Raw genomic sequence first — 22,662 nt, 5'->3', positions numbered from 1 at the left:
TAAACTTATTCAAGTGCGGCTGAAATTTTAAAAATTTTTACCGCACTTGCGCGTACATTGCTTTACACCAAGCTTGGTTATGATGTCAGATTAATCTTCATCTAAATCAATATTGATACCAAGCGAGCGAATTTCTTTCATGATGACGTTGAAAGATTCTGGTGTGCCTGGATCCATTTGATGTGTGCCACCGACGATATTTTTATACATCTTCGTACGACCTTTCACGTCATCAGATTTCACCGTCAACATTTCTTGTAAAGTATAAGCTGCACCGTATGCTTCAAGTGCCCACACCTCCATCTCACCGAAACGCTGACCACCGAATTGGGCTTTACCACCCAATGGTTGTTGTGTTACCAAGCTGTAAGAACCGGTTGAACGCGCATGCATTTTATCGTCAACTAAGTGGTTCAATTTGAGCATATACATGTAACCTACGGTAACTGGACGCTCAAACTTCTCACCAGTACGGCCGTCGAATAAAGTAATTTGACCAGACGTTGGCAAGCCACCTAATTCTAATAAGCCTTTGATTTCGCTTTCGTGCGCACCGTCAAATACTGGGGTGGCAAGCGGTAAACCTTTACGTAAGTTTTGTGCTAAACGCATCACTTCTTCATCAGAGAAAGTGCTTAAATCCACTTTTTGTGAACCGTGACCCAAGTCGTAGGCTTTTTGCATGTATTCACGCAATTTCGCCACGTCTTGTTGTTGTTTGATCATCGCATTGATCTTGTCACCAATCCCTTTCGCGGCTAAACCTAAGTGTGTTTCTAAGATCTGACCAATGTTCATACGTGATGGAACACCTAGCGGGTTCAACACGATATCCACTGGTTGACCGTTTTCATCGTATGGCATGTCTTCCACCGGGTTGATTTTTGAGATAACCCCTTTGTTACCGTGGCGACCCGCCATTTTATCACCTGGTTGGATCTGACGTTTCACCGCAAGATACACTTTCACCACTTTCAATACGCCCGGTGCTAAATCATCACCTTGGATGATCTTGCCACGTTGTACTTCCAACTTACGTTCAAATTCTTTACGTAATTCTTCGTATTGTTCAGCAAGTTGCTCTAATTGGTTTTGTTGCGCTTCATCGCTTAATGATTGCTCTAACCATTTAGTGCGGTCTAATTTATCTAAGTTTTTCGCGTCGAAACCACCTGCAATCAGAAGGCTACGAACACGCGTAAACAAGCCTGCCTCAAGGATTTCTAATTCTTCCACAAGGTCTTTTTTCGCTTGTTTTAATTGCATTTCTTCAATTTCAAGCGCACGTTTGTCTTTTTCTACACCATCACGGGTAAAGACTTGCACGTCGATAACCGTACCAGAAACACTGTTTGGCACACGTAATGAAGAATCTTTCACATCAGAGGCTTTTTCACCGAAGATTGCGCGTAATAATTTTTCTTCTGGGGTTAATTGGGTTTCACCTTTTGGTGTTACTTTACCCACAAGAATATCACCACCTTTTACTTCCGCACCGATGTAAACGATACCGGACTCATCCAGTTTGCTTAATGCGGCTTCACCGACGTTTGGAATATCCGCAGTGATTTCTTCTGAACCTAATTTGGTATCACGTGCGACACAAGAAAGTTCTTGAATGTGAATAGTCGTGAAACGATCTTCTTGTACTACACGTTCAGACACTAACATCGAGTCTTCAAAGTTATAACCATTCCAAGGCATGAATGCTACGCGCATGTTTTGACCAAGCGCTAATTCACCTAAGTCTGTTGAAGGACCATCAGCTAATACTTCACCACGGCCGATAGGCTCACCTAAAGACACGCAAGGAATTTGGTTGATACAGGTATTTTGGTTTGAACGGGTGTATTTCACTAAGTTATAAATATCAATACCCGCTTCACCTGGGATGGTTTCATCTTCGTTCACTTTCACTACGATACGGGACGCATCAACGTATTGCACCATACCACCACGTTTTGCGATTACCGTTACACCAGAGTCAACTGCTACGGCTTTCTCAATACCAGTACCGACTAATGGTTTATCTGCACGTAATGTTGGTACCGCTTGACGTTGCATGTTTGCACCCATTAACGCACGGTTCGCGTCGTCGTGCTCAAGGAACGGAATTAACGCTGCCGCCACAGATACTACTTGTTGTGTAGAAACGTCCATATAGTGAATTTCATCTGGACGATATAAACCAGACTCACCGTGTTCACCACGACAGGTAACAAACGCATCGGTAAAGCGTAATTCTTCGTCAAGATTCGAGTTCGCCTGAGCGATAACATATTTACCTTCTTCAATTGCCGATAAATACTCAATCTCTTCCGTCACTTGACCGTTCACGACTTTACGGTATGGGGTTTCTAAGAAACCGTAGTCGTTGGTACGCGCATAAACAGACAATGAGTTGATCAAACCGATGTTTGGACCTTCAGGCGTTTCAATTGGACAGACACGACCATAGTGGGTAGCGTGAACATCTCGCACTTCAAAGCCTGCACGTTCACGTGTTAAACCACCCGGACCTAATGCAGAAATACGACGTTTGTGCGTTACTTCTGATAACGGGTTGTTTTGATCCATGAACTGGGAAAGTTGTGAAGAACCAAAGAATTCTTTCACTGCCGCAGAAATTGGTTTTGCGTTGATTAAATCTTGTGGTGTCACTGCATCTAAATCACCTAAAGATAAGCGCTCTTTCACCGCTCTTTCTACACGCACTAAACCGATACGGAATTGGTTTTCTGCCATTTCACCCACTGAACGAATACGACGGTTACCTAAGTGGTCGATATCATCGACTTCACCACGACCGTTACGGATCTCGATCAGTTTTTTCATCACACCAATGATGTCATCGTTGCTTAAAATGCCGCTACCTGTCTCTTCATCAATGCCTAAAGAGCGGTTGAACTTCATACGACCTACCGCAGATAAATCATAGCGGTCTGATGAGAAGAATAAGTTATCAAATAAGCCTTCTGCCGCTTCTTTTGTTGGAGGCTCACCTGGACGCATCATACGGTAAATTTCCACTAACGCACTTAAACGATCGTTTGATGGATCAACGCGTAAGGTTTCCGAAATGTAAGGACCGTAATCTAAATCGTTAGTGAACAGCGTTTCGATGGTTTTGTAACCCGCTTGCGCAAGTTTGGCTAACATCTCTAATGAGATTTCCATATTCGCAGGACAAACAATTTCACCAGACTCTAAATCCACATAGTCTTTTGCTGCCACTTTGCCCACAATATATTCTGTTGGGACTTCAACTTGGGTGATTTGATCTTTTTCTAAAGCACGGATATGGCGCGCGGTAATACGACGACCACGTTCAACATACACTTTGCCGTTTGCTTCAATATCGAAAGTTGCGGTTTCACCACGGAGTCTTTCTGGTACTAATGTCATCAACAATTTGTTATTGCTGATTTCAAAAACCACTTTATCGAAGAAAATATCTAAAATTTGTTCGGTGGTGTAATTTAACGCACGTAAAATGATGGTTGCCGGTAATTTACGACGACGGTCGATACGTGCATATAAGTTATCTTTTGGATCGAATTCAAAGTCTAACCATGAACCACGGTAAGGAATAATTCTTGCGTTATATAAGACTTTACCTGAAGAATGTGTTTTACCTTTGTCAGAATCAAAGAAGACACCTGGGCTACGGTGTAATTGCGACACGATAACACGCTCTGTACCATTAATCACAAAGGTACCGTTATCGGTCATTAATGGGATTTCACCCATATAAACTTCTTGTTCTTTAATATCTTTGATTGTGCCCGGTGCAGCATCTTTGTCATAGCTGACTAAGCGTAATTTCACACGTAATGGCGCAGCATAAGTGGTACCACGGATTTGACATTCTCTGACGTCAAATACAGGCTCACCCAATTGATAGCTTACATATTGTAATTCTGTGTTGCCGTTATTGCTGACAATCGGGAATACGGAGCGGAATGCTGCTTCTAAACCTTGCTGACCTTCAGGATCTCTTTGAATGAATTTATCGAAAGAATCGAGTTGGATAGTTAATAAATAAAGTACATTTAAAACTTGCGGACGTTTGCCGAAGTCTTTACGAATACGTTTTTTCTCTGTGTAGGAGTAAACCATAGGGTTCCTCTGCTTGTGTTTCAGTGAACCAAATACACAATGCTGATGTTCTTGAAATAGCATTATGTATGCGTGTAAAGATACCGTTTCCAGATGCCGCACTCTGAACCTTACTTCTGATGAGCGGTATTCCCAAATTAGGTGAACATAATTAATTTGAGAAGAAAAACAGAAAAATTAAACGGAAAAATTTGTTCTGTTTTGATAGCACAAAATGGCTGATGGAAAAACCACCAGCCATCGAGCCTTAGAAGGGCTTACAAGTCAGTCAAAATTATTTAACTTCGACTTGTGCACCAGCTTCTTCTAATTCTTTCTTAAGTGCTTCAGCTTCAGCTTTAGAGATACCTTCTTTCAATACTGCTGGAGCAGATTCAACTAAGTCTTTCGCTTCTTTTAAGCCTAAACCAGTTGCACCACGTACCGCTTTGATTACTGCAACTTTGTTCGCACCTGCGCCTGCAAGTACTACGTCAAATTCAGTTTTCTCTTCAGCTGCTTCAGCTGGACCCGCTGCTACTGCTACTGCTGCTGCCGCTGCAGAAACACCAAATTTTTCTTCCATCGCAGCGATTAATTCTACGATTTCAGTGACAGATTTAGAAGCGATCGCTTCAATGATTTGTTCGTTAGTTAATGACATAACAATCAATTCCTAAAGTAAAAAAGTTAAACGAGTTAAGAAACCGCTGGATTAAGCTGCTTCTTGTAATTTGTCGCGTAATGCCGCAAGAGTGCGAACAAGTTTGCCTGCCGCAGCTTCTTTCATTGTGCCCATTAAACGTGCAATTGCTTCGTCGTAAGTTGGTAATGTTGCTAAGAATTCAACATCTTGAATCTTACCTTCAAAGGCTGCACCTTTAATTTCAAACTTATCGTTTGCTTTAGCAAAGTCTTTGAACAAACGGGCTGCTGCACCAGGGTGTTCAGTCGAGAATGCGATAAGTGTTGGACCTACAAACGTATCTTTTAAGCACTCAAATTCAGTACCTTCAACCGCACGACGTAATAATGTATTACGTACAACACGCATTGAAACACCGTTTTCACGAGCTACTTTACGTAATTCAGTCATTTTATCTACTGTTACACCGCGTGAATCCGCGATCACAGCTGATAGGGCACCTTTGGCTGCTTCGTTTACTTCAGCAACAATTGCTTGTTTGTCTTGAAGATTTAATGCCATTGGCTTTTAGCTCCTGAATACACTCCGCCTAAGCGGAATTTACAAAAAATCTCAAAAAATGACCGCACTTTGGTACGACTATTTTGTGAGGCTAAGGTGTCCAGAAGCAGAAAATTCTGTCTGTTCACCATCTACGTAGGCCAAATTAAGAGATGATATCCATCATTTCACCTACGGTCTCGGACGGGGCTTGAATGTGGTCAAGCACCATCAACAATTTCATCACCTAAAAATGACAAAATTCAGGAGCGGAATTGTAATAGAAATCCCCTTTCTTGTAAAGTGATTTATATAAATAATCTGTCATGACCTTTCCTTTTCTTCGCATAAAAGCAACCGACACAAAACAACATTGTTTTTAGTGAAATATTTACTTACCTAACAAGATAAATATGATATATAAGAGATAGCTTGAATGACATGTTTGTTTTCAAGAATGCGCCTTCTTTCATAAACCCTCGGACGAATATTCTTGTGTTGATGGGCTCCTAAAAGAAGTCACTCATCAAGAATCAATCCGCTTTGTTCTTCTACAACATTAGGAGGTTACTATGAGTGGTATTGCATTAATCTGTGTTTTTGTCATTGCAATTATTGTCATGATTTGGCTGATTGCAAAAGTCAAAGTTCACCCTTTTCTCGCTTTGATGTCCATTTCTCTTGCTCTCGCCTTTATTGCAGGTATTCCATTAGCTAAAATCCCCGCCATGATTGGTGATGGGTTTAGTGGCACTTTCAAAAGTATTGGGATTGTGATTATTTTCGGTGCCATTATTGGTATGGTGCTCGAAAAAACCGGTGCAGCGTTAAAATTAGCCGATATGGTCGTCAAATATGTTGGGCATAAAAGACCTGAACTGGCCATGTTAATTATGGGTTGGGTTGTGGGTATCCCCGTTTTTTGCGATAGTGGCTTTGTGGTATTAAATCCTATCAGAGAAGCATTACGTAAAAAAATTTCCGCGAATCCTGTTAGTATGGCAGTGGCGCTTAGTGCAGGTCTTTATGCTTCCCATGTCTTTATTCCACCGACACCCGGTCCTATTGCAGCCGCGGGTGCTGTCGGATTAAGCCATAACTTATTATTAGTTATCGGCATGGGCGTAGTGGTATCCATTCCTGTTCTGTTTGCCAGCTACCTGTTCGCTAAATGGGTAAGCCGTAATATGACCTTGAATGAAGAGGACAGTGATACTGTCATTGAGAAAAGTTATGAAGCATTATTAAAACAATACGGCACCTTGCCGAGCGGTCGCTTAAGCCTTGCCCCAATTTGTGTACCAATTTTGCTCATGGCTTTAGGTTCTATCAGTAAGATTCTCGGGCTAGAAGGCAATGTTGGCATTCTATTGCAATTTTTAGGTCACCCAATCATTGCTCTCGCCCTTGGTGTGATTTGTGCTGTGGTATTGTTAATCAAAACAGAGAAAATCAGTGGCTTTGATCAGCTTACAAATGATACCTTAAAAATCGTTGGTCCGATTCTCTTTATTACTGCGGCTGGTGGTGTATTGGGTAAAGTCATCACGCAAGCAGGTTTTGTCGAATACATTAAGCAAAATGCACACATCATTAGTACCGCAGGCATTTTCTTTCCATTCTTAATTTCAGCCATTTTAAAAACTGCACAAGGTAGCTCAACTGTCGCCATTATCACCACGGCTTCAATTATGGGCATGTTTAGTGCGCAAGATTCTTTAATGAGCGCCTTAGGCTTAACTTCTGAAATTGCCGCCGCCTTAACCGTGATGGCGATCGCTGCAGGGGCAATGTGTGTTTCTCATGCTAACGACAGCTATTATTGGGTGGTTACGAATTTTACCAAAATGACCCCACAACAAGGTTACCGTACACAAACTGCTTTAACACTGATTATGGGGATCGTTGGGATTATCACCGTATATCTACTTTCACTTATTTTATTGTAAAAGGATAAGATTATGCGAATTGTGATTGCACCAGATTCTTTTAAAGAAAGTCTTACGGCGCTTGAAGTCGCGCAAGCCATTAAAATAGGCTTTCAAAAGATATTACCTCACGCGGAATATGTGCTTGTTCCAATGGCAGATGGCGGAGAAGGCACGGTACAATCTTTGGTGGATGCCACACAAGGTGAGATCATTAATACAGAGGTCATTGCCCCCTTAGGAAATCCAATCCAAGCATTTTTTGGATTATCTGGAGACAAACAGACCGCCATTATCGAAATGGCGGCAGCATCGGGCTTGCATTTAGTGCCTGTCGAACAGCGTAATCCGCTAAAAACCACTAGCTTTGGGACGGGACAATTGATAAAAGCCGCGTTGGATTTGGGGGTAAAAAAAATCATACTGGGCATTGGTGGTAGTGCCACTAATGATGCAGGTGTGGGCATGTTACAAGCACTTGGCGCATTATTTCTCGATCAACATCAGCAACCAATTGGGTTTGGCGGTGAACAGTTGCAAGATATTATGCATGTCGATTTATCTCAATTAGATCCCCGTTTATCTTCTGTAGAATTAGAAGTGGCGTGTGATGTCAATAATCCGTTGTGTGGACCTCGAGGGGCTTCTGCCATCTTTGGTCCACAAAAAGGAGCAAGCGTAGAAATGGTTGAGAAATTAGATAATGCATTACTTCACTTCTCACATGTGGTAGAGCAACAATATCAACGCAATATTCGTGATCATGCTGGTGCCGGCGCAGCCGGGGGAATGGGAGGTGGCTTATTATTGTTACCTAATGTTTCTCTAAAAGCTGGTGTCGAGATTGTTATCAAGGCTGTCAAACTCGATACCCTTGTTGCCAATGCAGACTTAGTGATCACAGGAGAAGGGAGAATGGATAGTCAAACAGCACAAGGGAAAACCCCAAGTGGTGTGGCAAAAACTGCCAAACAGTTTCAGAAACCCGTGCTTGCTATTGTGGGGAGTCTAAAAGAGGATTATGAAGTGGTTTATCAAGCAGGCATTGATGCCGTTTTCCCGATTATACGTCAGGTAGAGAGTTTGGAAGCGACCTTAAAGTGCGGTCGAGAAAATTTAATTTCTGCGGCACAGAATATTGCTCGCTTCTATTTGCTTGCTAAACATATACCAGATTAACCTAGAAAACAGATATAAAAAAAGTGCAATGAAAACATTGCACTTTTTCTTTTTTAAAGCAATGAATTATAGTGAAGCTTGATCAATCGCTACACCCGCACCCATTGTTGTAGAAAGACTTACTTTCTTGATGAATACACCTTTAGACGTTGTTGGTTTCGCTTTCGCTAATGCCGCTAATAAGGCTTGTAAGTTTTCTTTTAATTGTTCTTCGCTAAAGTTAACTTTACCGATTGTGGTGTGGATGATACCGTTTTTATCATTGCGGTAACGAACCTGACCAGATTTCGCATTTTTCACTGCATCAGCAACGTTTGGTGTAACAGTACCTACTTTAGGGTTTGGCATTAAACCACGTGGACCTAAAATTTGACCTAATTGACCTACAACACGCATCGCATCTGGAGAAGCGATAACAACATCGAAGTTCATTTCACCTTTTTTCACTAATTCAGCTAAATCTTCCATACCGACTAAATCCGCACCCGCTTCTTTAGCTGCTTCTGCGTTTGCACCTTGAGTGAACACAGCAACACGTACAGAACGACCTGTACCGTGTGGTAATACAGTTGCACCACGTACGTTTTGGTCAGATTTACGCGGATCGATACCTAAGTTCACTGCAACATCCACGCTTTCAACAAATTTAGCTGTCGCAAATTGTTTTAATACTGCGATTGCTTCATTGATTTCATAGGCTTTTGTAGAGTCGACTGCCGCCTTGATTGATTTCATTTTTTTAGTCAATTTAGCCATCGTATTATTCCTCCACCACTAAGCCCATTGAGCGAGCTGTACCAGCGATTGATTTCATTTTCGTTTCGATAGAAGAACCTGTCATATCTGCTGCTTTGGTTTCAGCGATTTGACGAACTTGTTCTAATGTTACTTTACCCACTTTATCTTTGTTTGGTTTACCTGAACCAGACTTGATACCTGCAGCTTTTTTCAATAATACTGCTGCTGGTGGTGTTTTCGTAATGAACGTGAATGAACGGTCTGCATACACAGTAATAACAACTGGAATTGGTAAACCTTTTTCTAAACTCTCAGTACGAGCGTTGAATGCTTTACAGAATTCCATGATGTTCACACCTTGTTGACCTAACGCAGGACCAACTGGTGGTGAAGGGTTAGCCATACCAGCTGCAACTTGCAACTTAACATAGGCTTGTACTTTTTTTGCCATTTTTAGCTTCCTCTAGAATGGGTAATAGCGCTATTGCTAGCTCCCCTGTTTACGAAAAGGCTGTATTGTAATTAAACACAACCCAAACTTCAAGTAAAAATTACTCAAAAGCTCACCGCACTTATCTATTAAGTAGAATAGCTAAGTGCGGTTAAAAATTAATTTGTTTTCTCAACTTGGCTGAATTCAAGTTCAACAGGTGTTGCACGACCAAAGATAGAAACAGACACTTTTAAGCGACCTTTTTCATAATCCACTTCTTCCACTGTACCATTAAAGTCAGCGAATGGTCCTTCAGTGACACGAACTTCTTCACCAGGCTGGAATTCTTTTCTGTGGCGAGGTTTTTCTGAACTTTCTTGTAAACGATTTAAAATACGATCCGCTTCACGCTGTGAAATTGGCGCTGGTTTATCTGCTGTACCACCAATAAAACCCATAACACGTGGTACACTGCGTACTAAATGCCAAGTTTCGTCATTCATTTCCATTTGCACTAATACATAACCTGGAAAAAATTTGCGCTCACTTTTACGTCTTTTTCCGGCTACGTTTTCTACGACTTCTTCTGTCGGCACAAGCACTTCACCAAATTGATCTTCCATTTGGTGTAACTTAATATATTCACGCAATGTTGTTGCAACACGACCTTCAAAACCAGAAAAAGCCTGTAACACATACCAACGTTTTTTGGTTGTTGTTTCTGTCATCTTAGAACCTCAAATCTGTTAAGAAAGTAATTAACGCAACAATCACTGAATCTAATCCCCACAGGATTAAAGACACAACAATCGTTACACCTGCCACAATTAATGTCGTTTGCATCGCTTCTGGACGCGTTGGCCAGACAATTTTTCTTAATTCAATTCTTGATTCACTAAAGAAATGACGTGCTTTCACACCTTGGTTTGTTAATGCAGCAAGACCTAACGCAATCAACAATAAAACCACGACTCCAACCACACGAATCGGAGTAGAAAATTGTTCTACAAAATAAATATTACCTAATGCTGCAGTTGCAATAACAACAATAACGAGCAACCATAAAAAGCGATTCAAGCCTTTTGACTTTTGGTTCTCGACTTCATGCGCATTTTTCTTTTTCTCAATTTCTAACGCCATAATTTAATCCATTACTTAACTTAAATAGGGGATTCGTTTCTGAACGCGTGATTGTAGCACTTTATTTAAAAAATGCATATTAAAATTACAGCAGAAGCCTAAATTTTTCATTGGCATTCCTGCTCAATTTTGCTAGCAAAGAACAAAGGCATACTCTCAGTTAAATCGTGTTGAGATCCATTTGATGCTCATTTCAAATCTCATAAAAACACAAAAGGCGTATCTTTCGATACGCCTTCTTTAGCATGTTAAGCCAAATTATTTGATAATTTTCGCTACAACACCCGCACCTACTGTACGACCACCTTCACGAATCGCAAAGCGTAAACCTTGGTCCATCGCGATTGGGTGAATCAAACTTACAGTCATCTTGATGTTATCACCAGGCATCACCATCTCAACACCTTCCGGTAATTCGATTGTACCTGTTACGTCCGTTGTACGGAAGTAGAACTGTGGACGGTAACCTTTGAAGAATGGTGTATGACGACCACCTTCTTCTTTTGATAACACGTAAACTTCTGATTCAAAATCAGTGTGTGGCGTAATTGAACCCGGTTTCGCTAACACTTGACCACGTTCGATTTCTTCACGCTTAGTACCACGTAATAAAGCACCAACGTTCTCACCCGCACGACCTTCGTCTAATAATTTACGGAACATCTCAACACCTGTTACTGTGGTCTTCGTTGTCGCTTTAATACCAACAATTTCAACCTCTTCACCTGTACGGATGATACCACGCTCAACACGACCTGTTACTACTGTACCACGACCAGAAATTGAGAACACGTCTTCAATCGGAAGAAGGAACGGTTGGTCGATTGCACGTTGTGGCTCTGGGATGTAAGTATCTAAGTGGTTGGCTAACTCAAGAATTTTCTCTTCCCACTCAGCAACGCCGTTTAACGCTTGTAACGCTGAACCACGTACGATTGGTGTATCATCACCTGGGAAATCATATTGAGAAAGAAGTTCACGCACTTCCATTTCAACTAATTCTAATAATTCTTCATCATCCACCATGTCGCATTTGTTTAAGAATACGATGATGTAAGGAACACCTACTTGGCGACCTAAAAGGATGTGCTCACGTGTTTGTGGCATAGGACCGTCAGTTGCCGCAACAACTAAGATAGCACCGTCCATTTGAGCTGCACCGGTAATCATGTTTTTCACATAGTCCGCGTGTCCTGGACAGTCAACGTGTGCGTAGTGACGAGTTGGTGTATCGTATTCAACGTGTGATGTGTTGATGGTGATACCACGCGCTTTTTCTTCTGGCGCGTTATCGATTTGGTCGAATGCACGAGCTGCACCACCGTAGTGTTTTGCTAATACGGTTGTGATTGCTGCGGTTAAAGTTGTTTTACCATGGTCAACGTGGCCGATTGTACCCACGTTTACGTGCGGTTTTGTACGTTCAAATTTTTCTTTAGACACGATTAAGTTTCCTCAGTAGAGACCACAAGCTATTACAGCTTGTGGTTTTGTTAAACAAAATTATTTTTTGCGAGCTTCAATGATTGCATCAGCAACGTTTTTCGGCGCTTCTGCATATTTCAATGGTTCCATTGAGTATGAAGCACGACCTTGAGTTTGTGAACGAAGGTCAGTTGCATAACCAAACATCTCTGAAAGTGGTACTTCTGCATTGATCTTCACAACAAATTCATTTGCTTCTTGACCGTTAACCATCGCACGACGACGGCTTAAGTCACCAATTACATCACCAACGTAGTCCGGTGGCGTTTCAACTTCTACTTTCATGATTGGCTCAAGAAGCACTGGGTTTGCTTTATTAAATGCAGCTTTAAAGGCTAAAGATGCAGCTAATTTAAACGCAAGCTCAGATGAGTCAACATCATGGTATGAACCGAAGTGTAAACGAACACCTAAATCCACTACTGGATAACCCGCTAATGGACCCGATTTAAGTTGTTCTTGAACACCTTTATCTACTGCAGGGATGTATTCACCAGGGATCACACCACCTTTGATTTCGTTCACGAATTCATAACCCGGACCTTCTGGATCTAACGGATATAAGTCGATAACAACGTGACCATATTGACCGCGACCACCAGATTGTTTTGCGTGTTTACCTTCAACATCATTAACGCGAGTACGGATAGTTTCACGGTAAGATACTTGTGGTTTACCAATGTTCGCTTCAACTTTGAATTCACGACGCATACGGTCAACGATAATATCTAAGTGTAACTCACCCATACCAGAGATAATAGTTTCACCCGACTCTTCATCAGTATGAACACGGAATGAAGGGTCTTCTTGTGCTAAGCGACCTAATGCAAGACCCATTTTTTCTTGGTCTGCTTTCGTTTTTGGCTCAACAGCAACAGAAATTACTGGCTCTGGGAATTCCATGCGCTCAAGAATAATTGGCGCATCTTGTGCACATAATGTATCACCAGTACCCACATCTTTCAAACCAATTGCGGCTGCGATATCGCCTGCACGCACTTCTTTGATTTCTTCACGTTTGTTTGCGTGCATCTGTACGATACGACCAAAACGCTCACGTTTATCTTTTACAGAGTTTAATACAGTATCACCTGAATTAATTACACCAGAATAAACACGGAAGAACGTTAAGTTACCTACGAATGGGTCAGTTGCGATTTTAAACGCAAGTGCAGAGAAAGGTTCATCATCACTTGCATGACGCTCACCTTCTGTTTCATCTGGATTAATCCCTTTGATCGCTGGGATATCTGTTGGTGCTGGTAAATAGTCGATTACCGCATCAAGCATAGCTTGAACACCTTTATTTTTGAAGGCAGAACCACAGCATACAGGAATAATTTCACCGGCTAATACGCGTTGACGTAAACCTGCTTTAATTTCTTCTTCTGTTAATTCTTCACCGCCAAGGTATTTTTCCATTAACTCTTCTGACGCTTCTGCAGCTGACTCAACTAAATTTTGACGCCATTCTTCACAAGCATCAACCATATCAGCTGGGATCTCTTCATAGGTAAATGTCATACCTTGGTCAGCTTCGTTCCAGTTAATCGCTTTCATTTTAACAAGGTCAACAACACCTTTGAAATTATCTTCTGAACCGATTGGTAATTGTAAAGGAACAGAGTTACCCCCTAAGCGAGTTTTAATTTGTTCAACTACACGTAAGAAGTTAGCACCAGTACGGTCCATTTTGTTTACGAAAGCAACACGAGGAACTTGGTATTTGTTTGCTTGGCGCCATACGGTTTCTGATTGTGGTTGAACACCACCCACCGCACAGTAAACCATCACCGCACCGTCAAGTACACGCATTGAACGTTCAACTTCGATCGTGAAGTCAACGTGTCCCGGAGTATCAATCACGTTGATACGGTGTTGTGGATATTGTTTAGACATACCAGACCAGAATGCGGTTGTTGCCGCAGAGGTGATTGTGATACCACGCTCTTGTTCTTGCTCCATCCAGTCCATAGTAGCTGCACCATCGTGCACCTCACCAAGTTTGTGACTCACACCTGTATAGAATAGGATACGCTCGGAAGTAGTTGTTTTACCTGCGTCAATGTGAGCACTGATACCAATGTTACGGTATCTTTCAATAGGGGTTGTACGTGCCATTATTATTTCCTTGCTGGAATTAAATATGAAATTTTAAATATGTATAAGGCTTCACCACATAATTAAATGAGATGAAGCCTGAAAACGTAGTTGCTAAAAAATTACCAACGGTAATGTGCAAACGCTTTGTTAGCTTCAGCCATACGGTGAACGTCTTCACGTTTTTTCACTGCTGCACCTTTATTTTCTGATGCATCAGATAATTCGTTAGCTAAACGTAAAGCCATTGACTTATCACCACGTTTACGTGCTGCGTCAACAATCCAACGCATACCTAATGCATTACGACGTACTGGACGAACTTCTACAGGTACTTGATAAGTAGAACCACCCACACGGCGAGATTTTACCTCAACGGTAGGACGAACATTATCAAGCGCAGCTTCAAAAGCTTCTAACGCTTCTTTACCTGTACGTTGTGCTAATGTGTCTAATGCACTATAAACGATTTTTTCTGCGATAGATTTTTTACCATCTACCATTAAAACATTAATAAATTTAGCAAGTAATTCTGATCCGAATTTTGGATCTGGAAGAATCTTGCGTGGTTCAATACTACGACGACGTGGCATTGCGAATTTCTCCGTAATTAATCTTCAGGATTTCCCAAAACTCTACATTTTGCGATAAATATCGCCTTTTGACTGGAGTTTATGGTTTAAATAGTTTTACTAATTTAGACGTTTGGCCTTACTCAACGGAGAACCATTAAGATTTAGGACGCTTAACGCCGTATTTAGAACGACCTTGTTTACGATCTTTAACGCCAGCGCAGTCTAATGCACCGCGTACAGTGTGATAACGCACACCTGGTAAGTCTTTAACACGACCGCCACGGATAAGCACAACACTGTGCTCTTGAAGGTTGTGACCTTCACCGCCGATATAAGAAGTTACTTCGTAACCGTTAGTTAAGCGAATACGGCATACTTTACGTAATGCTGAGTTCGGTTTTTTAGGTGTAGTTGTGTATACACGGGTGCACACACCACGTTTCTGCGGGCAAGCCTCTAATGCAGGAACGTTACTTTTTACAACCTTTTTCACACGCGGTTTGCGTACTAGCTGGTTGATAGTTGCCATTAAAAAAGCTCCAGTTTTAACAATTATTCATAAAAGAATGTTTTTATACGTATTCTATTTCACACAGAAATAGACGTGCTATTATAATGAAGTCATTCAAATAATGTCAAGAATTAGACAAATCTAATTTCAGCACAGTGATTGGGGTAAGCTGTGCAAAATGCACACAATACACTATCGAATTATAGGCAAACCCATCTGCCTTAAATTTACAGTGCAAGTTGAGGAAAGTACTGTTCCGTCAATTCAACTAATTCCGTTAAAGAAATCGTCTTGACGTTCTCTATCGAAGAGACGAACTGATAAAGATTTCGTGCGCCCACATCAATATCTAACGCATAACAAGACGTGTTGAGTGACGAAAAAACCTCAGGGTATTTGACACAGAGATAAACGCCATCTTGCCATAACACGATGGCATCTTGCGAAGTCGTTTGCTGGAGATAAGTGAGCAACACGCCTTCAGGATAAGATGCTTCGGCAAAAGTATATAACATGAAACTTTCCTAAAACGTGAGCACGCGTTCTGCTTTACCTAATAACGTAAGCAAAGCCCCACGCGCCATTTTTTCACAAGTAATAATACAGTCAGATGCTGTCATTTTTGCTGTCGCAAGTGATTCCAAGCAAATATAACGTTGCTCGATATCATATAAATCCAGTAATTTGAACATATTGACCACATCTTTTTGTAAAATTTGTGCAGGATCCTGATGATTTAATAGGGAAAAAACCCCATCATCAAGAAAAAAGACCGCAATATCTTGTTCATCACAAAAAGCTGTTGCTGCCAATAAAGCATCAAGACCTTCGCGCGTACTGGCGCGACCAAAGGGCGTTGAACGAAAAACAAATGCCAATTTCATCACAAACACACCACCCTGTCCGCTTCTAGACTGGCTTTCATAAATTCACCTAATCCGGCTAACACGAAACAAGAAGCCAGATTATTTTGTTGCGTTGTCGAGGAGGTCAACGGTTCGACGACACCGCGACGCTGTGCTGCTGCTACACACAAATGGAGAGGCACGTGATAATCTTGTGCTAAACGTTGCCAAGCGTGTTGTAAATTAAATTCATCACTCGCGGGATAAAGGAACGCATTGCCATGCGTGACCCCTTCTTGGAAAAAAAACACCTGCGTAATTTGATGTCCCTTTTCCAACAGGGCTTTCGCCAATTGATAGGCTAAAAATCCACCTTGCTTACCATAAGCAGGTTGTTTTACACACAGCACATAACGCATTATTTTGCTTCATCCGAATCTTGTTTTAACTGACGAATGTATAAATACACCGTATGACGCGAAATATCTAACCGTTCCGCCACCAAATTGATCGCATCTTTAATATCAAAAATTCCCTTCTCATATAATGAGATGACAATTTGACGATTTTTATTATTGTTTGCCACTAAACGATCCGCTGTGACTTCTTCAATCGTTTTCTCAACAGTTTGTGCAACTAACTCTTCAACAGAACTCGCAAAATTGACACTAGATGCTTCCGCTTCTGCCTGTGTTGGCATAAAGGCTTGCATAAATTCAGAGACAGGGACATCCAAATTGATATTAATACATAATAGACCAATAATACGTTGACGCTTATTGCGGATAGCAATCGTGACCGATTTCATTAATCCCTGATTTTTGGCACGTGTAAAATAAGGTTTTGACACGCTATCCGTTTGCATATTATGTAAAGATTTCAGTGCAAGATCCGTTAGCGGAGAGCCAATTTGCCGATTGGTATTATGCCCATTTGCAATACAGATAGTTGAATGTTCTAAATCTTCTAAAGAGTGCAATACAATTTCACAATGACGTCCAATTAACGCGCTGACACCATCTACTACCGCTCGATAAGAGTGTAAAATCGTTTTGTCTTCCTCTGTAAAAGGTTGTTTATCCGTTAACATTGCCTTACTCTCATTTATTTACAAAGACATGACCGCACTTGATGATTACTGACAAAGTGCGGTCGTTTTTTCATTATTTTTGTGTATCCGCTTTCACATCGATGACTTCAACATCAAAGTGTAAAGTCGCATTTGGTGGAATCTGTCCAGCCCCTTGCTCCCCATACGCCAATTCTGGTGGAAGAACGAGTTCGATTTTTCCACCTTTTTTAACAAGTTGTAAACCTTCTGTCCAACCCGGTACCACTTGGTTCAATTTAAAGGACACCGGTTTACCACGCGAACTGTCAAATACCTCGCCATTAGGGAGTTTGCCGGTATAATTAACAGTAACAGTGTCAGTTGGCTTAATCGTATTTCCTGTCCCTGCTTGTTCAATGCGATATAACAGACCAGATTGGGTTTTCTTTGCCCCTGCTTTTTTCTCAAATGCTTGGCGATATTGGTCGCCATCTTGTTTTGCTTGTTTTGCAATATCGGCGAGTAACTGAGCTTGCGCTTGTTGCATTTTCTCTTGTACGCGTTGTAATGTTTGTGCAATTTGTTCATTTGAATCAAGATCTACCTTACCATTTAATACATCTTGCACCCCTGCCAATAAACGCGTATTGTCGTATTCAATTATGCCCTTTTGCGATTCTACAATTTGTTTAACATTTGATCCTAATAACACCCCTACTGCGTAAGATGCTTCATCGTTAAATTTAGCATCCGTATTCGCTAACGCATTGCCAGAAATAACCGCACTCACCACAAGGGTAATAAGAGAAAGCTTTTGAATTTTAAACATAAGATTGAATCCTTTATAATGAAAAAATGAATTATGATAGGTTAAAACGGAATGAATAATTTCACAACATTTATTTTTTTGGAGTTAAATGATGCAAAATAAAGAAACCCTCGAACAGCGAATTGCTGAGTTAGAAATGAAAACTACTTTTCAAGAAAAACTCTTAGATGAGTTAAACCAAGTGATTGTTGAACAACAATTTGCCATAGACAAAATCCATGTACAATTGCGTTATTTAGTCAATAAATTCAAAGATATGCAACCTTCCAACATTGCGAGCCAAGCCGAAGAAACTCCACCACCACATTATTGAGTCACACAAGAAAAAAGTGCGGTCAAGTTTACCGCACTTGTTCTGTTGATTTAAGCTTAAGCAAAATACTTTTCTAACTCTTCACTACCACCGATGTATTTTCCACCGATAAAGACTTGAGGTACGCTTGTTTTCCCTGTAATCGCACGAACAGAAATCGTACTGGCATCACGTCCTAACACAATTTCTTCAAAGGTATAGTCTTTCGCTTTTAACAACGCTTTTGCTTTGGCACAATATGGGCAACCAGGTTTAGTGATCACTGAAACAGAAGGCTTAGCTTGCCATTCTGGTTTAAGATATTTAATCATCGTGTCTGCATCAGAGACTTTAAATGGATCACCGGGTTCTTGTGGCTCAACAAACATTTTCTCCACAATACCATTGCGCACTAACATCGAATAACGCCAAGAGCGTTTACCAAAGCCTAAATCTTCCTTACCGACGAGCATCCCCATGCCTTCGGTAAATTCACCATTACCATCCGGAATGACAATCACATTTTCACATTCCTGATCCGCTTTCCACGCATTCATAACGAACGTATCATTCACTGACATACAAATGATACTGTCTACTCCTAATGCTTTAAATTCACAAGCTAATTCATTATAGCGAGGCAAATGAGTGGAAGAACAAGTGGGTGTAAATGCTCCCGGTAATGAGAAAAGTACAACAGTTTTATTATCAAATAATTCCGCACTGGTTACATCTACCCATTGATCGCCTTGACGAGTATGAAATGTCACTTGAGGTACTTTTTTTCCTTCCATTAATGTCATAAAAAATCTCCTTTAGACTAATTAATAAACAATAAAATCTATCTTACTCCTTATATGAATTCTAGTCAAATTTATGATATAGTTCTAAGCAATTGATTTAAAAATTTTAATTGTTTCTATCAATAACGAGGTCAAAATGAATATCCGCGACTTAGAATATCTCGTGGCGCTTGCGGAGCACAAACATTTTCGCCGTGCCGCCGATGCATGTCATGTCAGCCAACCCACATTAAGTGGTCAAATTCGCAAATTAGAAGATGAATTAGGGATTATTTTATTAGAACGCACTAGCCGCAAAGTGTTATTCACTCAATCAGGCTTACTCCTTGTCGATCAAGCAAAAAATGTCTTAAAAGAAGTCAAATTACTTAAAGAAATGGCAAGTAACCAAGGTAAAGATATGACGGGTCCTATACATATTGGCGTCATTCCCACAGTGGGACCTTACCTACTTCCTTATATCATGCCGGTACTCAAAGAAACCTTTCCTGATTTAGAACTTTTCTTATATGAAGCGCAAACTAATCAATTATTAGAACAATTAGAAACTGGTCACTTAGATTGTGCCATCGTCGCCTCTGTACGCGAAACAGAAGCTTTTATCGAGGTTCCCATCTTTCATGAAGCTATGCTATTAGCTGTCAGTGAAAATCACCCTTGGGCGAATGAGAGTACTATTGCAATGAATAGATTAAATGGCTGTGAAATGTTAATGCTTGATGACGGGCACTGCTTGCGCGATCAAACGATTGGTTACTGCTTCAGTGCAGGAGCAAAAGAAAATGCGCATTTCCAAGCCACTAGTTTAGAAACGTTGCGCAACATGGTTGCTTCGAATACCGGCATCACACTGATGCCTAAACTCGCAGTGATCAATGAAGGAAATCGTACAGGGGTCAAATATATTCCTTGTCATTCACCCGCCCCTTCTCGTGCAATCACATTAGTTTATCGCCCGGGTTCTCCGTTACGAAATCGCTACGAGAAAATTGCACAGACCATTAGTCATTCAGTACAAGACGTATTGGACTAATTCTGAAGTCAGGAAAATATCAATATGGGTGTGAGAGCATTACAAAAAGAAAAAACCCGTCGTGCATTAATTGATGCCGCTTTTAATCAGCTGACCGCGGATAAAAGTTTTTCCAATTTAAGTTTGCGTGAAGTGGCGCGCGAAGCGGGTATCGCAGCCACCTCTTTTTATCGCCATTTTAGAGATATGGACGAGCTTGGTTTAACCATGGTTGATGAGGCGGGTTTAGTATTACGTCAGTTAATGCGTCAAGCTCGGAAACGCTTAGAAAAAGGCGGAAGTGTGATAGCCATTTCCGTCGAAACTTTTTTTGAATTTATCGCCAATAATCCCAACATGTTCCGTCTTTTACTCCGTGAAAGTTCAGGTACTTCACAAGCATTTCGCACGGCCACAGCACGCGAAATAAAACACTTTGTTGACGAACTAAGCGAATATATCGCACAACGTAATAGCCACTCACAATATGTGGCACAAGTACAAGCGGAAGGCATGGTCACCATTGTGTTTACTGCTGGCGCCAATGCTTTAGACATGGAAAAAACAGAGCGAGAACAGCTCAAACAAAGAGTCATTTTACAATTGCGTATGTTAGCTAAAGGGGCAGAATATACACATCACAAAGAGAGCTATTAGCTGTTAGAGCACGATAAAAGACATGAAGGGCTACTTGATTACTTGAAAATTAACGTCGGCAGTTTGTCGATGAATGCCGTTGGTGCGGGTTTATCACAAATCACAGTATCAAAAGCAGAAAGATCCGCAATATATGCCTGCTCAACTCGATTAAATTTAGAATGGTCCACCACTAAAAAGGCTTGTTGTGTTTTCTCCATAACACGCTGTTTTGCTTTCGCTTCATCAAAATTAAAACATGTCACGCCTTGTTGGATAGACACACCTGCCGCAGAAATGAAGGCTTTATTGGTACAAATCATATCCAATTCACTATGACGCTGAATACGATTTAAAAACGCATTATGTCGAGAATACCGTCCCCCACATAGAATCAAATCACAATTGGGTTTTTCCTGTAAGGCTAAAAATGCATTAATTGAGCAACACAGTGCGGTAAATTTGATGTCATCATTAATTTGTGTCGCGATAAAAGGCACTGTTGAGCCACAATCAAAAAAAACAACATCGCCATCTTCAATCAGAGAAGCAGCGAGCTTTCCTAAATACATTTTCTCCGCGGTGTTTTTTTCTTGTTGTTCAAAGATCCGATAACCTTTCTGCGCATGAATTTTTGGATCTTTAACGATATACCCACCTAATAAAATCACTGAGCTTGCACAGGAAACCAGATCCCGTCGAATCGTCATTTCAGACACATTCAACATTTCTGCCGCATCTCGCAGATGAATTTTGTCCATTTGCTTAAGTAGAAACTCCAATTTCTGAATGCGAGACGTCATTTTTTCCATAGCAAGCTCAGTGATTTATTAATAGGTACTGCTTACGTCCTGTAAACCATGGATAATCGCAATCCCTGCACTTGCACCGATACGGCTAGCCCCCGCATTAATCATCGCGATTGCGGTCTCCGTATCACGCACGCCGCCAGACGCTTTGACTCCAATATCGCCTACGGTTCGTTTCATCAAAGCAACATCTTCCTTTGTTGCCCCACCACGATTGAAACCAGTTGATGTTTTGACAAACGCCACATTGAGCGCTTTACAAATTTCACATGCTTTTACAATTTCGTCTTTACTTAATAAGCACGTTTCTAAAATAACTTTTAATGGTTTTCCTGCACAAGCAGCTAACACGGTCGCAATATCTTTTTCTACTGCATCCCATTTATTTGATTTAATCCAACCGACATTAATCACCATATCAATTTCATCTGCCCCGGCTTTGATCGCTTCTGTCGTTTCAAAGGCCTTAACCGTGCTTAGATTTGCCCCCAATGGAAAACCCACTACAGTACAGATTTTGACTGGCGTCCCAGCTAATTTTTGTTTGGCTAACGGAATGTAGGCAGAATTAATACAAACTGACCAAAACTGATGCGTAATGGCTTCATCACATAATTGAATAATATCTTGTTCCGTTTTCTCCGCGGTTAACGCAGTATGATCGATAAACTGTGCAATTTGCTTTGCATCCATACTTCTTTCCTCATTGACAATTTAACTATAGCTGAACGATATGCTCATATTATACACGAAAATAATACATAAAATGTGACAAAGTTAACAAAAAAATAATTTTTTGTGATAAAAATAACAATAATTTAATGAAATGACAAAAAAACTCCATTTTCCTAGATATCCGCCGACCCTATGCTGTTACAAATTAAGTTAAAATCTTCCGGCTACTCAAATTAGTAATTCTTCTTTGCTTTGGTTAAAACAAAGACTCACGCCTCGATACAACCCCTTGTTTTTCTTCACAATGTAAATGAAAGGTTTACAATCAAAATATTTC

24 protein-coding genes are annotated in these 22,662 nt (G+C 40.8%); 5 read left to right on the top strand and 19 right to left on the bottom strand.

Features of this window, described 5'->3' with window-relative positions; translation table 11 throughout:
- Nucleotides 1-90: 90 nt before the first annotated feature.
- The 3 genes from rpoB to rplJ all read right to left on the bottom strand — a co-directional run bounded on the left by rpoB (nt 91) and on the right by rplJ (nt 5,305).
- Nucleotides 91-4,119, bottom strand: coding sequence for a DNA-directed RNA polymerase subunit beta (gene rpoB / locus CKV69_RS09695; RefSeq protein ID WP_038641811.1), 4,029 nt, complete (start codon nt 4,117-4,119; stop codon nt 91-93).
- A 274-nt stretch (nt 4,120-4,393) separates the two neighbouring features.
- Nucleotides 4,394-4,762, bottom strand: a complete 369-nt coding sequence (rplL, locus tag CKV69_RS09690; RefSeq protein ID WP_005724690.1) for a 50S ribosomal protein L7/L12 — start codon at nt 4,760-4,762, stop codon at nt 4,394-4,396.
- A gap of 51 nt (nt 4,763-4,813) precedes the next feature.
- Complete coding sequence (rplJ, locus tag CKV69_RS09685) at nt 4,814-5,305, bottom strand: 50S ribosomal protein L10 (RefSeq protein WP_005718814.1); 492 nt, start codon at nt 5,303-5,305, stop codon at nt 4,814-4,816.
- Nucleotides 5,306-5,856: 551 nt separating this feature from the next.
- On the opposite strand from rplJ, the gene CKV69_RS09680 reads away from it, so the two are divergent.
- Nucleotides 5,857-7,233 carry a GntP family permease gene (locus CKV69_RS09680; protein ID WP_005724691.1) on the top strand — a complete coding sequence of 459 codons (1,377 nt, stop codon included), beginning with the start codon at nt 5,857-5,859 and terminating at the stop codon, nt 7,231-7,233.
- 12 nt (nt 7,234-7,245) lie between these two features.
- Nucleotides 7,246-8,391, top strand: coding sequence for a glycerate kinase (locus tag CKV69_RS09675; protein WP_005724693.1), 1,146 nt, complete (start codon nt 7,246-7,248; stop codon nt 8,389-8,391).
- Nucleotides 8,392-8,457: 66 nt separating this feature from the next.
- Here the strand turns inward: CKV69_RS09675 and rplA are convergent, their stop codons facing one another.
- The 13 genes from rplA to fkpA form a co-directional block, all read right to left on the bottom strand.
- On the bottom strand, nt 8,458-9,147 hold the full coding sequence (gene rplA, locus CKV69_RS09670) for a 50S ribosomal protein L1 (protein ID WP_005718821.1): 690 nt from the start codon (nt 9,145-9,147) through the stop codon (nt 8,458-8,460).
- 4 nt (nt 9,148-9,151) lie between these two features.
- The gene (rplK, locus tag CKV69_RS09665) at nt 9,152-9,580 is read right to left on the bottom strand and encodes a 50S ribosomal protein L11 (protein ID WP_005718823.1); all 429 of its coding nucleotides are present in this window, start codon (nt 9,578-9,580) and stop codon (nt 9,152-9,154) included.
- A 158-nt stretch (nt 9,581-9,738) separates the two neighbouring features.
- Nucleotides 9,739-10,290: a transcription termination/antitermination protein NusG gene (gene nusG / locus CKV69_RS09660; RefSeq protein ID WP_005718825.1), complete on the bottom strand. Its 552-nt coding sequence runs from the start codon at nt 10,288-10,290 to the stop codon at nt 9,739-9,741.
- 1 nt (nt 10,291) lies between these two features.
- Nucleotides 10,292-10,702 (bottom strand): preprotein translocase subunit SecE, encoded by a 411-nt coding sequence (secE, locus tag CKV69_RS09655; RefSeq protein ID WP_005718827.1) that lies wholly within the window; start codon nt 10,700-10,702, stop codon nt 10,292-10,294.
- A gap of 258 nt (nt 10,703-10,960) precedes the next feature.
- Entirely contained in the window at nt 10,961-12,145 is a 1,185-nt protein-coding gene (gene tuf / locus CKV69_RS09650; RefSeq protein ID WP_005751979.1) for an elongation factor Tu, read from the bottom strand.
- A gap of 60 nt (nt 12,146-12,205) precedes the next feature.
- On the bottom strand, nt 12,206-14,308 hold the full coding sequence (gene fusA / locus CKV69_RS09645) for an elongation factor G (RefSeq protein ID WP_005717860.1): 2,103 nt from the start codon (nt 14,306-14,308) through the stop codon (nt 12,206-12,208).
- A 101-nt stretch (nt 14,309-14,409) separates the two neighbouring features.
- Nucleotides 14,410-14,880, bottom strand: a complete 471-nt coding sequence (gene rpsG / locus CKV69_RS09640) for a 30S ribosomal protein S7 (protein ID WP_005717859.1) — start codon at nt 14,878-14,880, stop codon at nt 14,410-14,412.
- Nucleotides 14,881-15,016: 136 nt separating this feature from the next.
- Nucleotides 15,017-15,391 (bottom strand): 30S ribosomal protein S12, encoded by a 375-nt coding sequence (gene rpsL / locus CKV69_RS09635; RefSeq protein WP_005717858.1) that lies wholly within the window; start codon nt 15,389-15,391, stop codon nt 15,017-15,019.
- 209 nt (nt 15,392-15,600) lie between these two features.
- Complete coding sequence (locus CKV69_RS09630; protein ID WP_010907137.1) at nt 15,601-15,888, bottom strand: DsrH/TusB family sulfur relay protein; 288 nt, start codon at nt 15,886-15,888, stop codon at nt 15,601-15,603.
- A 9-nt stretch (nt 15,889-15,897) separates the two neighbouring features.
- On the bottom strand, nt 15,898-16,257 hold the full coding sequence (gene tusC, locus CKV69_RS09625) for a sulfurtransferase complex subunit TusC (RefSeq protein WP_016533029.1): 360 nt from the start codon (nt 16,255-16,257) through the stop codon (nt 15,898-15,900).
- A complete protein-coding gene (gene tusD / locus CKV69_RS09620) occupies nt 16,257-16,637 on the bottom strand; it encodes a sulfurtransferase complex subunit TusD (RefSeq protein ID WP_005723957.1) in 381 nt (126 codons plus the stop codon). The genes tusC and tusD overlap by 1 nt, the downstream gene beginning before the upstream one ends.
- Nucleotides 16,637-17,308: a helix-turn-helix transcriptional regulator gene (locus tag CKV69_RS09615; RefSeq protein WP_005723955.1), complete on the bottom strand. Its 672-nt coding sequence runs from the start codon at nt 17,306-17,308 to the stop codon at nt 16,637-16,639. Before CKV69_RS09615 ends, tusD begins: the two co-directional genes overlap by 1 nt.
- Before the next feature lie 73 nt (nt 17,309-17,381).
- Complete coding sequence (gene fkpA / locus CKV69_RS09610; protein WP_005717853.1) at nt 17,382-18,098, bottom strand: FKBP-type peptidyl-prolyl cis-trans isomerase; 717 nt, start codon at nt 18,096-18,098, stop codon at nt 17,382-17,384.
- A 91-nt stretch (nt 18,099-18,189) separates the two neighbouring features.
- Here fkpA and CKV69_RS09605 point away from each other — a divergent pair, with 91 nt between their 5' ends.
- Entirely contained in the window at nt 18,190-18,411 is a 222-nt protein-coding gene (locus CKV69_RS09605; RefSeq protein ID WP_005717852.1) for a SlyX family protein, read from the top strand.
- A gap of 56 nt (nt 18,412-18,467) precedes the next feature.
- Here CKV69_RS09605 and CKV69_RS09600 read toward each other — a convergent pair whose 3' ends face one another.
- The gene (locus tag CKV69_RS09600) at nt 18,468-19,193 is read right to left on the bottom strand and encodes a glutathione peroxidase (protein ID WP_005723952.1); all 726 of its coding nucleotides are present in this window, start codon (nt 19,191-19,193) and stop codon (nt 18,468-18,470) included.
- A 136-nt stretch (nt 19,194-19,329) separates the two neighbouring features.
- Between CKV69_RS09600 and oxyR the strand changes: the two genes are divergently transcribed.
- Together oxyR and fabR are read left to right on the top strand one after the other, a co-directional pair.
- Nucleotides 19,330-20,226 carry a DNA-binding transcriptional regulator OxyR gene (gene oxyR / locus CKV69_RS09595; RefSeq protein WP_016533030.1) on the top strand — a complete coding sequence of 299 codons (897 nt, stop codon included), beginning with the start codon at nt 19,330-19,332 and terminating at the stop codon, nt 20,224-20,226.
- A gap of 24 nt (nt 20,227-20,250) precedes the next feature.
- A complete protein-coding gene (gene fabR, locus CKV69_RS09590; RefSeq protein WP_005717847.1) occupies nt 20,251-20,862 on the top strand; it encodes an HTH-type transcriptional repressor FabR in 612 nt (203 codons plus the stop codon).
- 38 nt (nt 20,863-20,900) lie between these two features.
- Here fabR and deoR read toward each other — a convergent pair whose 3' ends face one another.
- Both deoR and deoC read right to left on the bottom strand, forming a co-directional pair.
- On the bottom strand, nt 20,901-21,653 hold the full coding sequence (gene deoR / locus CKV69_RS09585) for a DNA-binding transcriptional repressor DeoR (protein WP_016533031.1): 753 nt from the start codon (nt 21,651-21,653) through the stop codon (nt 20,901-20,903).
- A gap of 18 nt (nt 21,654-21,671) precedes the next feature.
- Nucleotides 21,672-22,343, bottom strand: a complete 672-nt coding sequence (gene deoC / locus CKV69_RS09580) for a deoxyribose-phosphate aldolase (RefSeq protein WP_016570005.1) — start codon at nt 22,341-22,343, stop codon at nt 21,672-21,674.
- Nucleotides 22,344-22,662 lie beyond the last annotated feature (319 nt).

This window comes from Pasteurella multocida (assembly GCF_900187275.1).
In the GTDB taxonomy this organism is placed as follows: Bacteria; Pseudomonadota; Gammaproteobacteria; order Enterobacterales; family Pasteurellaceae; genus Pasteurella; species Pasteurella multocida.
Note: the sequence above shows the minus strand (reverse complement) of the source record. Positions and strands in the feature narration are given on the sequence as shown.

Excerpts from the sequence above, each read along its gene's own strand:
- secE (WP_005718827.1), bottom strand. The coding sequence starts at position 10,702 with ATGGCGTTAGAAATTGAGAAAAAGAAAAATGCGCATGAAGTCGAGAAC.
- fabR (WP_005717847.1), top strand. The coding sequence starts at position 20,251 with ATGGGTGTGAGAGCATTACAAAAAGAAAAAACCCGTCGTGCATTAATT.
- fusA (WP_005717860.1), bottom strand. The coding sequence starts at position 14,308 with ATGGCACGTACAACCCCTATTGAAAGATACCGTAACATTGGTATCAGT.
- oxyR (WP_016533030.1), top strand. The coding sequence starts at position 19,330 with ATGAATATCCGCGACTTAGAATATCTCGTGGCGCTTGCGGAGCACAAA.
- fkpA (WP_005717853.1), bottom strand. The coding sequence starts at position 18,098 with ATGTTTAAAATTCAAAAGCTTTCTCTTATTACCCTTGTGGTGAGTGCG.
- CKV69_RS09615 (WP_005723955.1), bottom strand. The coding sequence starts at position 17,308 with ATGTTAACGGATAAACAACCTTTTACAGAGGAAGACAAAACGATTTTA.
- rpsG (WP_005717859.1), bottom strand. The coding sequence starts at position 14,880 with ATGCCACGTCGTCGTAGTATTGAACCACGCAAGATTCTTCCAGATCCA.
- rplA (WP_005718821.1), bottom strand. The coding sequence starts at position 9,147 with ATGGCTAAATTGACTAAAAAAATGAAATCAATCAAGGCGGCAGTCGAC.
- rplL (WP_005724690.1), bottom strand. The coding sequence starts at position 4,762 with ATGTCATTAACTAACGAACAAATCATTGAAGCGATCGCTTCTAAATCT.
- rpoB (WP_038641811.1), bottom strand. The coding sequence starts at position 4,119 with ATGGTTTACTCCTACACAGAGAAAAAACGTATTCGTAAAGACTTCGGC.
- deoR (WP_016533031.1), bottom strand. The coding sequence starts at position 21,653 with ATGGAAAAAATGACGTCTCGCATTCAGAAATTGGAGTTTCTACTTAAG.
- CKV69_RS09630 (WP_010907137.1), bottom strand. The coding sequence starts at position 15,888 with ATGTTATATACTTTTGCCGAAGCATCTTATCCTGAAGGCGTGTTGCTC.
- deoC (WP_016570005.1), bottom strand. The coding sequence starts at position 22,343 with ATGGATGCAAAGCAAATTGCACAGTTTATCGATCATACTGCGTTAACC.
- rplJ (WP_005718814.1), bottom strand. The coding sequence starts at position 5,305 with ATGGCATTAAATCTTCAAGACAAACAAGCAATTGTTGCTGAAGTAAAC.
- CKV69_RS09600 (WP_005723952.1), bottom strand. The coding sequence starts at position 19,193 with ATGACATTAATGGAAGGAAAAAAAGTACCTCAAGTGACATTTCATACT.
- nusG (WP_005718825.1), bottom strand. The coding sequence starts at position 10,290 with ATGACAGAAACAACAACCAAAAAACGTTGGTATGTGTTACAGGCTTTT.
- tusC (WP_016533029.1), bottom strand. The coding sequence starts at position 16,257 with ATGAAATTGGCATTTGTTTTTCGTTCAACGCCCTTTGGTCGCGCCAGT.
- CKV69_RS09605 (WP_005717852.1), top strand. The coding sequence starts at position 18,190 with ATGCAAAATAAAGAAACCCTCGAACAGCGAATTGCTGAGTTAGAAATG.
- tusD (WP_005723957.1), bottom strand. The coding sequence starts at position 16,637 with ATGCGTTATGTGCTGTGTGTAAAACAACCTGCTTATGGTAAGCAAGGT.
- CKV69_RS09680 (WP_005724691.1), top strand. The coding sequence starts at position 5,857 with ATGAGTGGTATTGCATTAATCTGTGTTTTTGTCATTGCAATTATTGTC.
- rpsL (WP_005717858.1), bottom strand. The coding sequence starts at position 15,391 with ATGGCAACTATCAACCAGCTAGTACGCAAACCGCGTGTGAAAAAGGTT.
- rplK (WP_005718823.1), bottom strand. The coding sequence starts at position 9,580 with ATGGCAAAAAAAGTACAAGCCTATGTTAAGTTGCAAGTTGCAGCTGGT.
- CKV69_RS09675 (WP_005724693.1), top strand. The coding sequence starts at position 7,246 with ATGCGAATTGTGATTGCACCAGATTCTTTTAAAGAAAGTCTTACGGCG.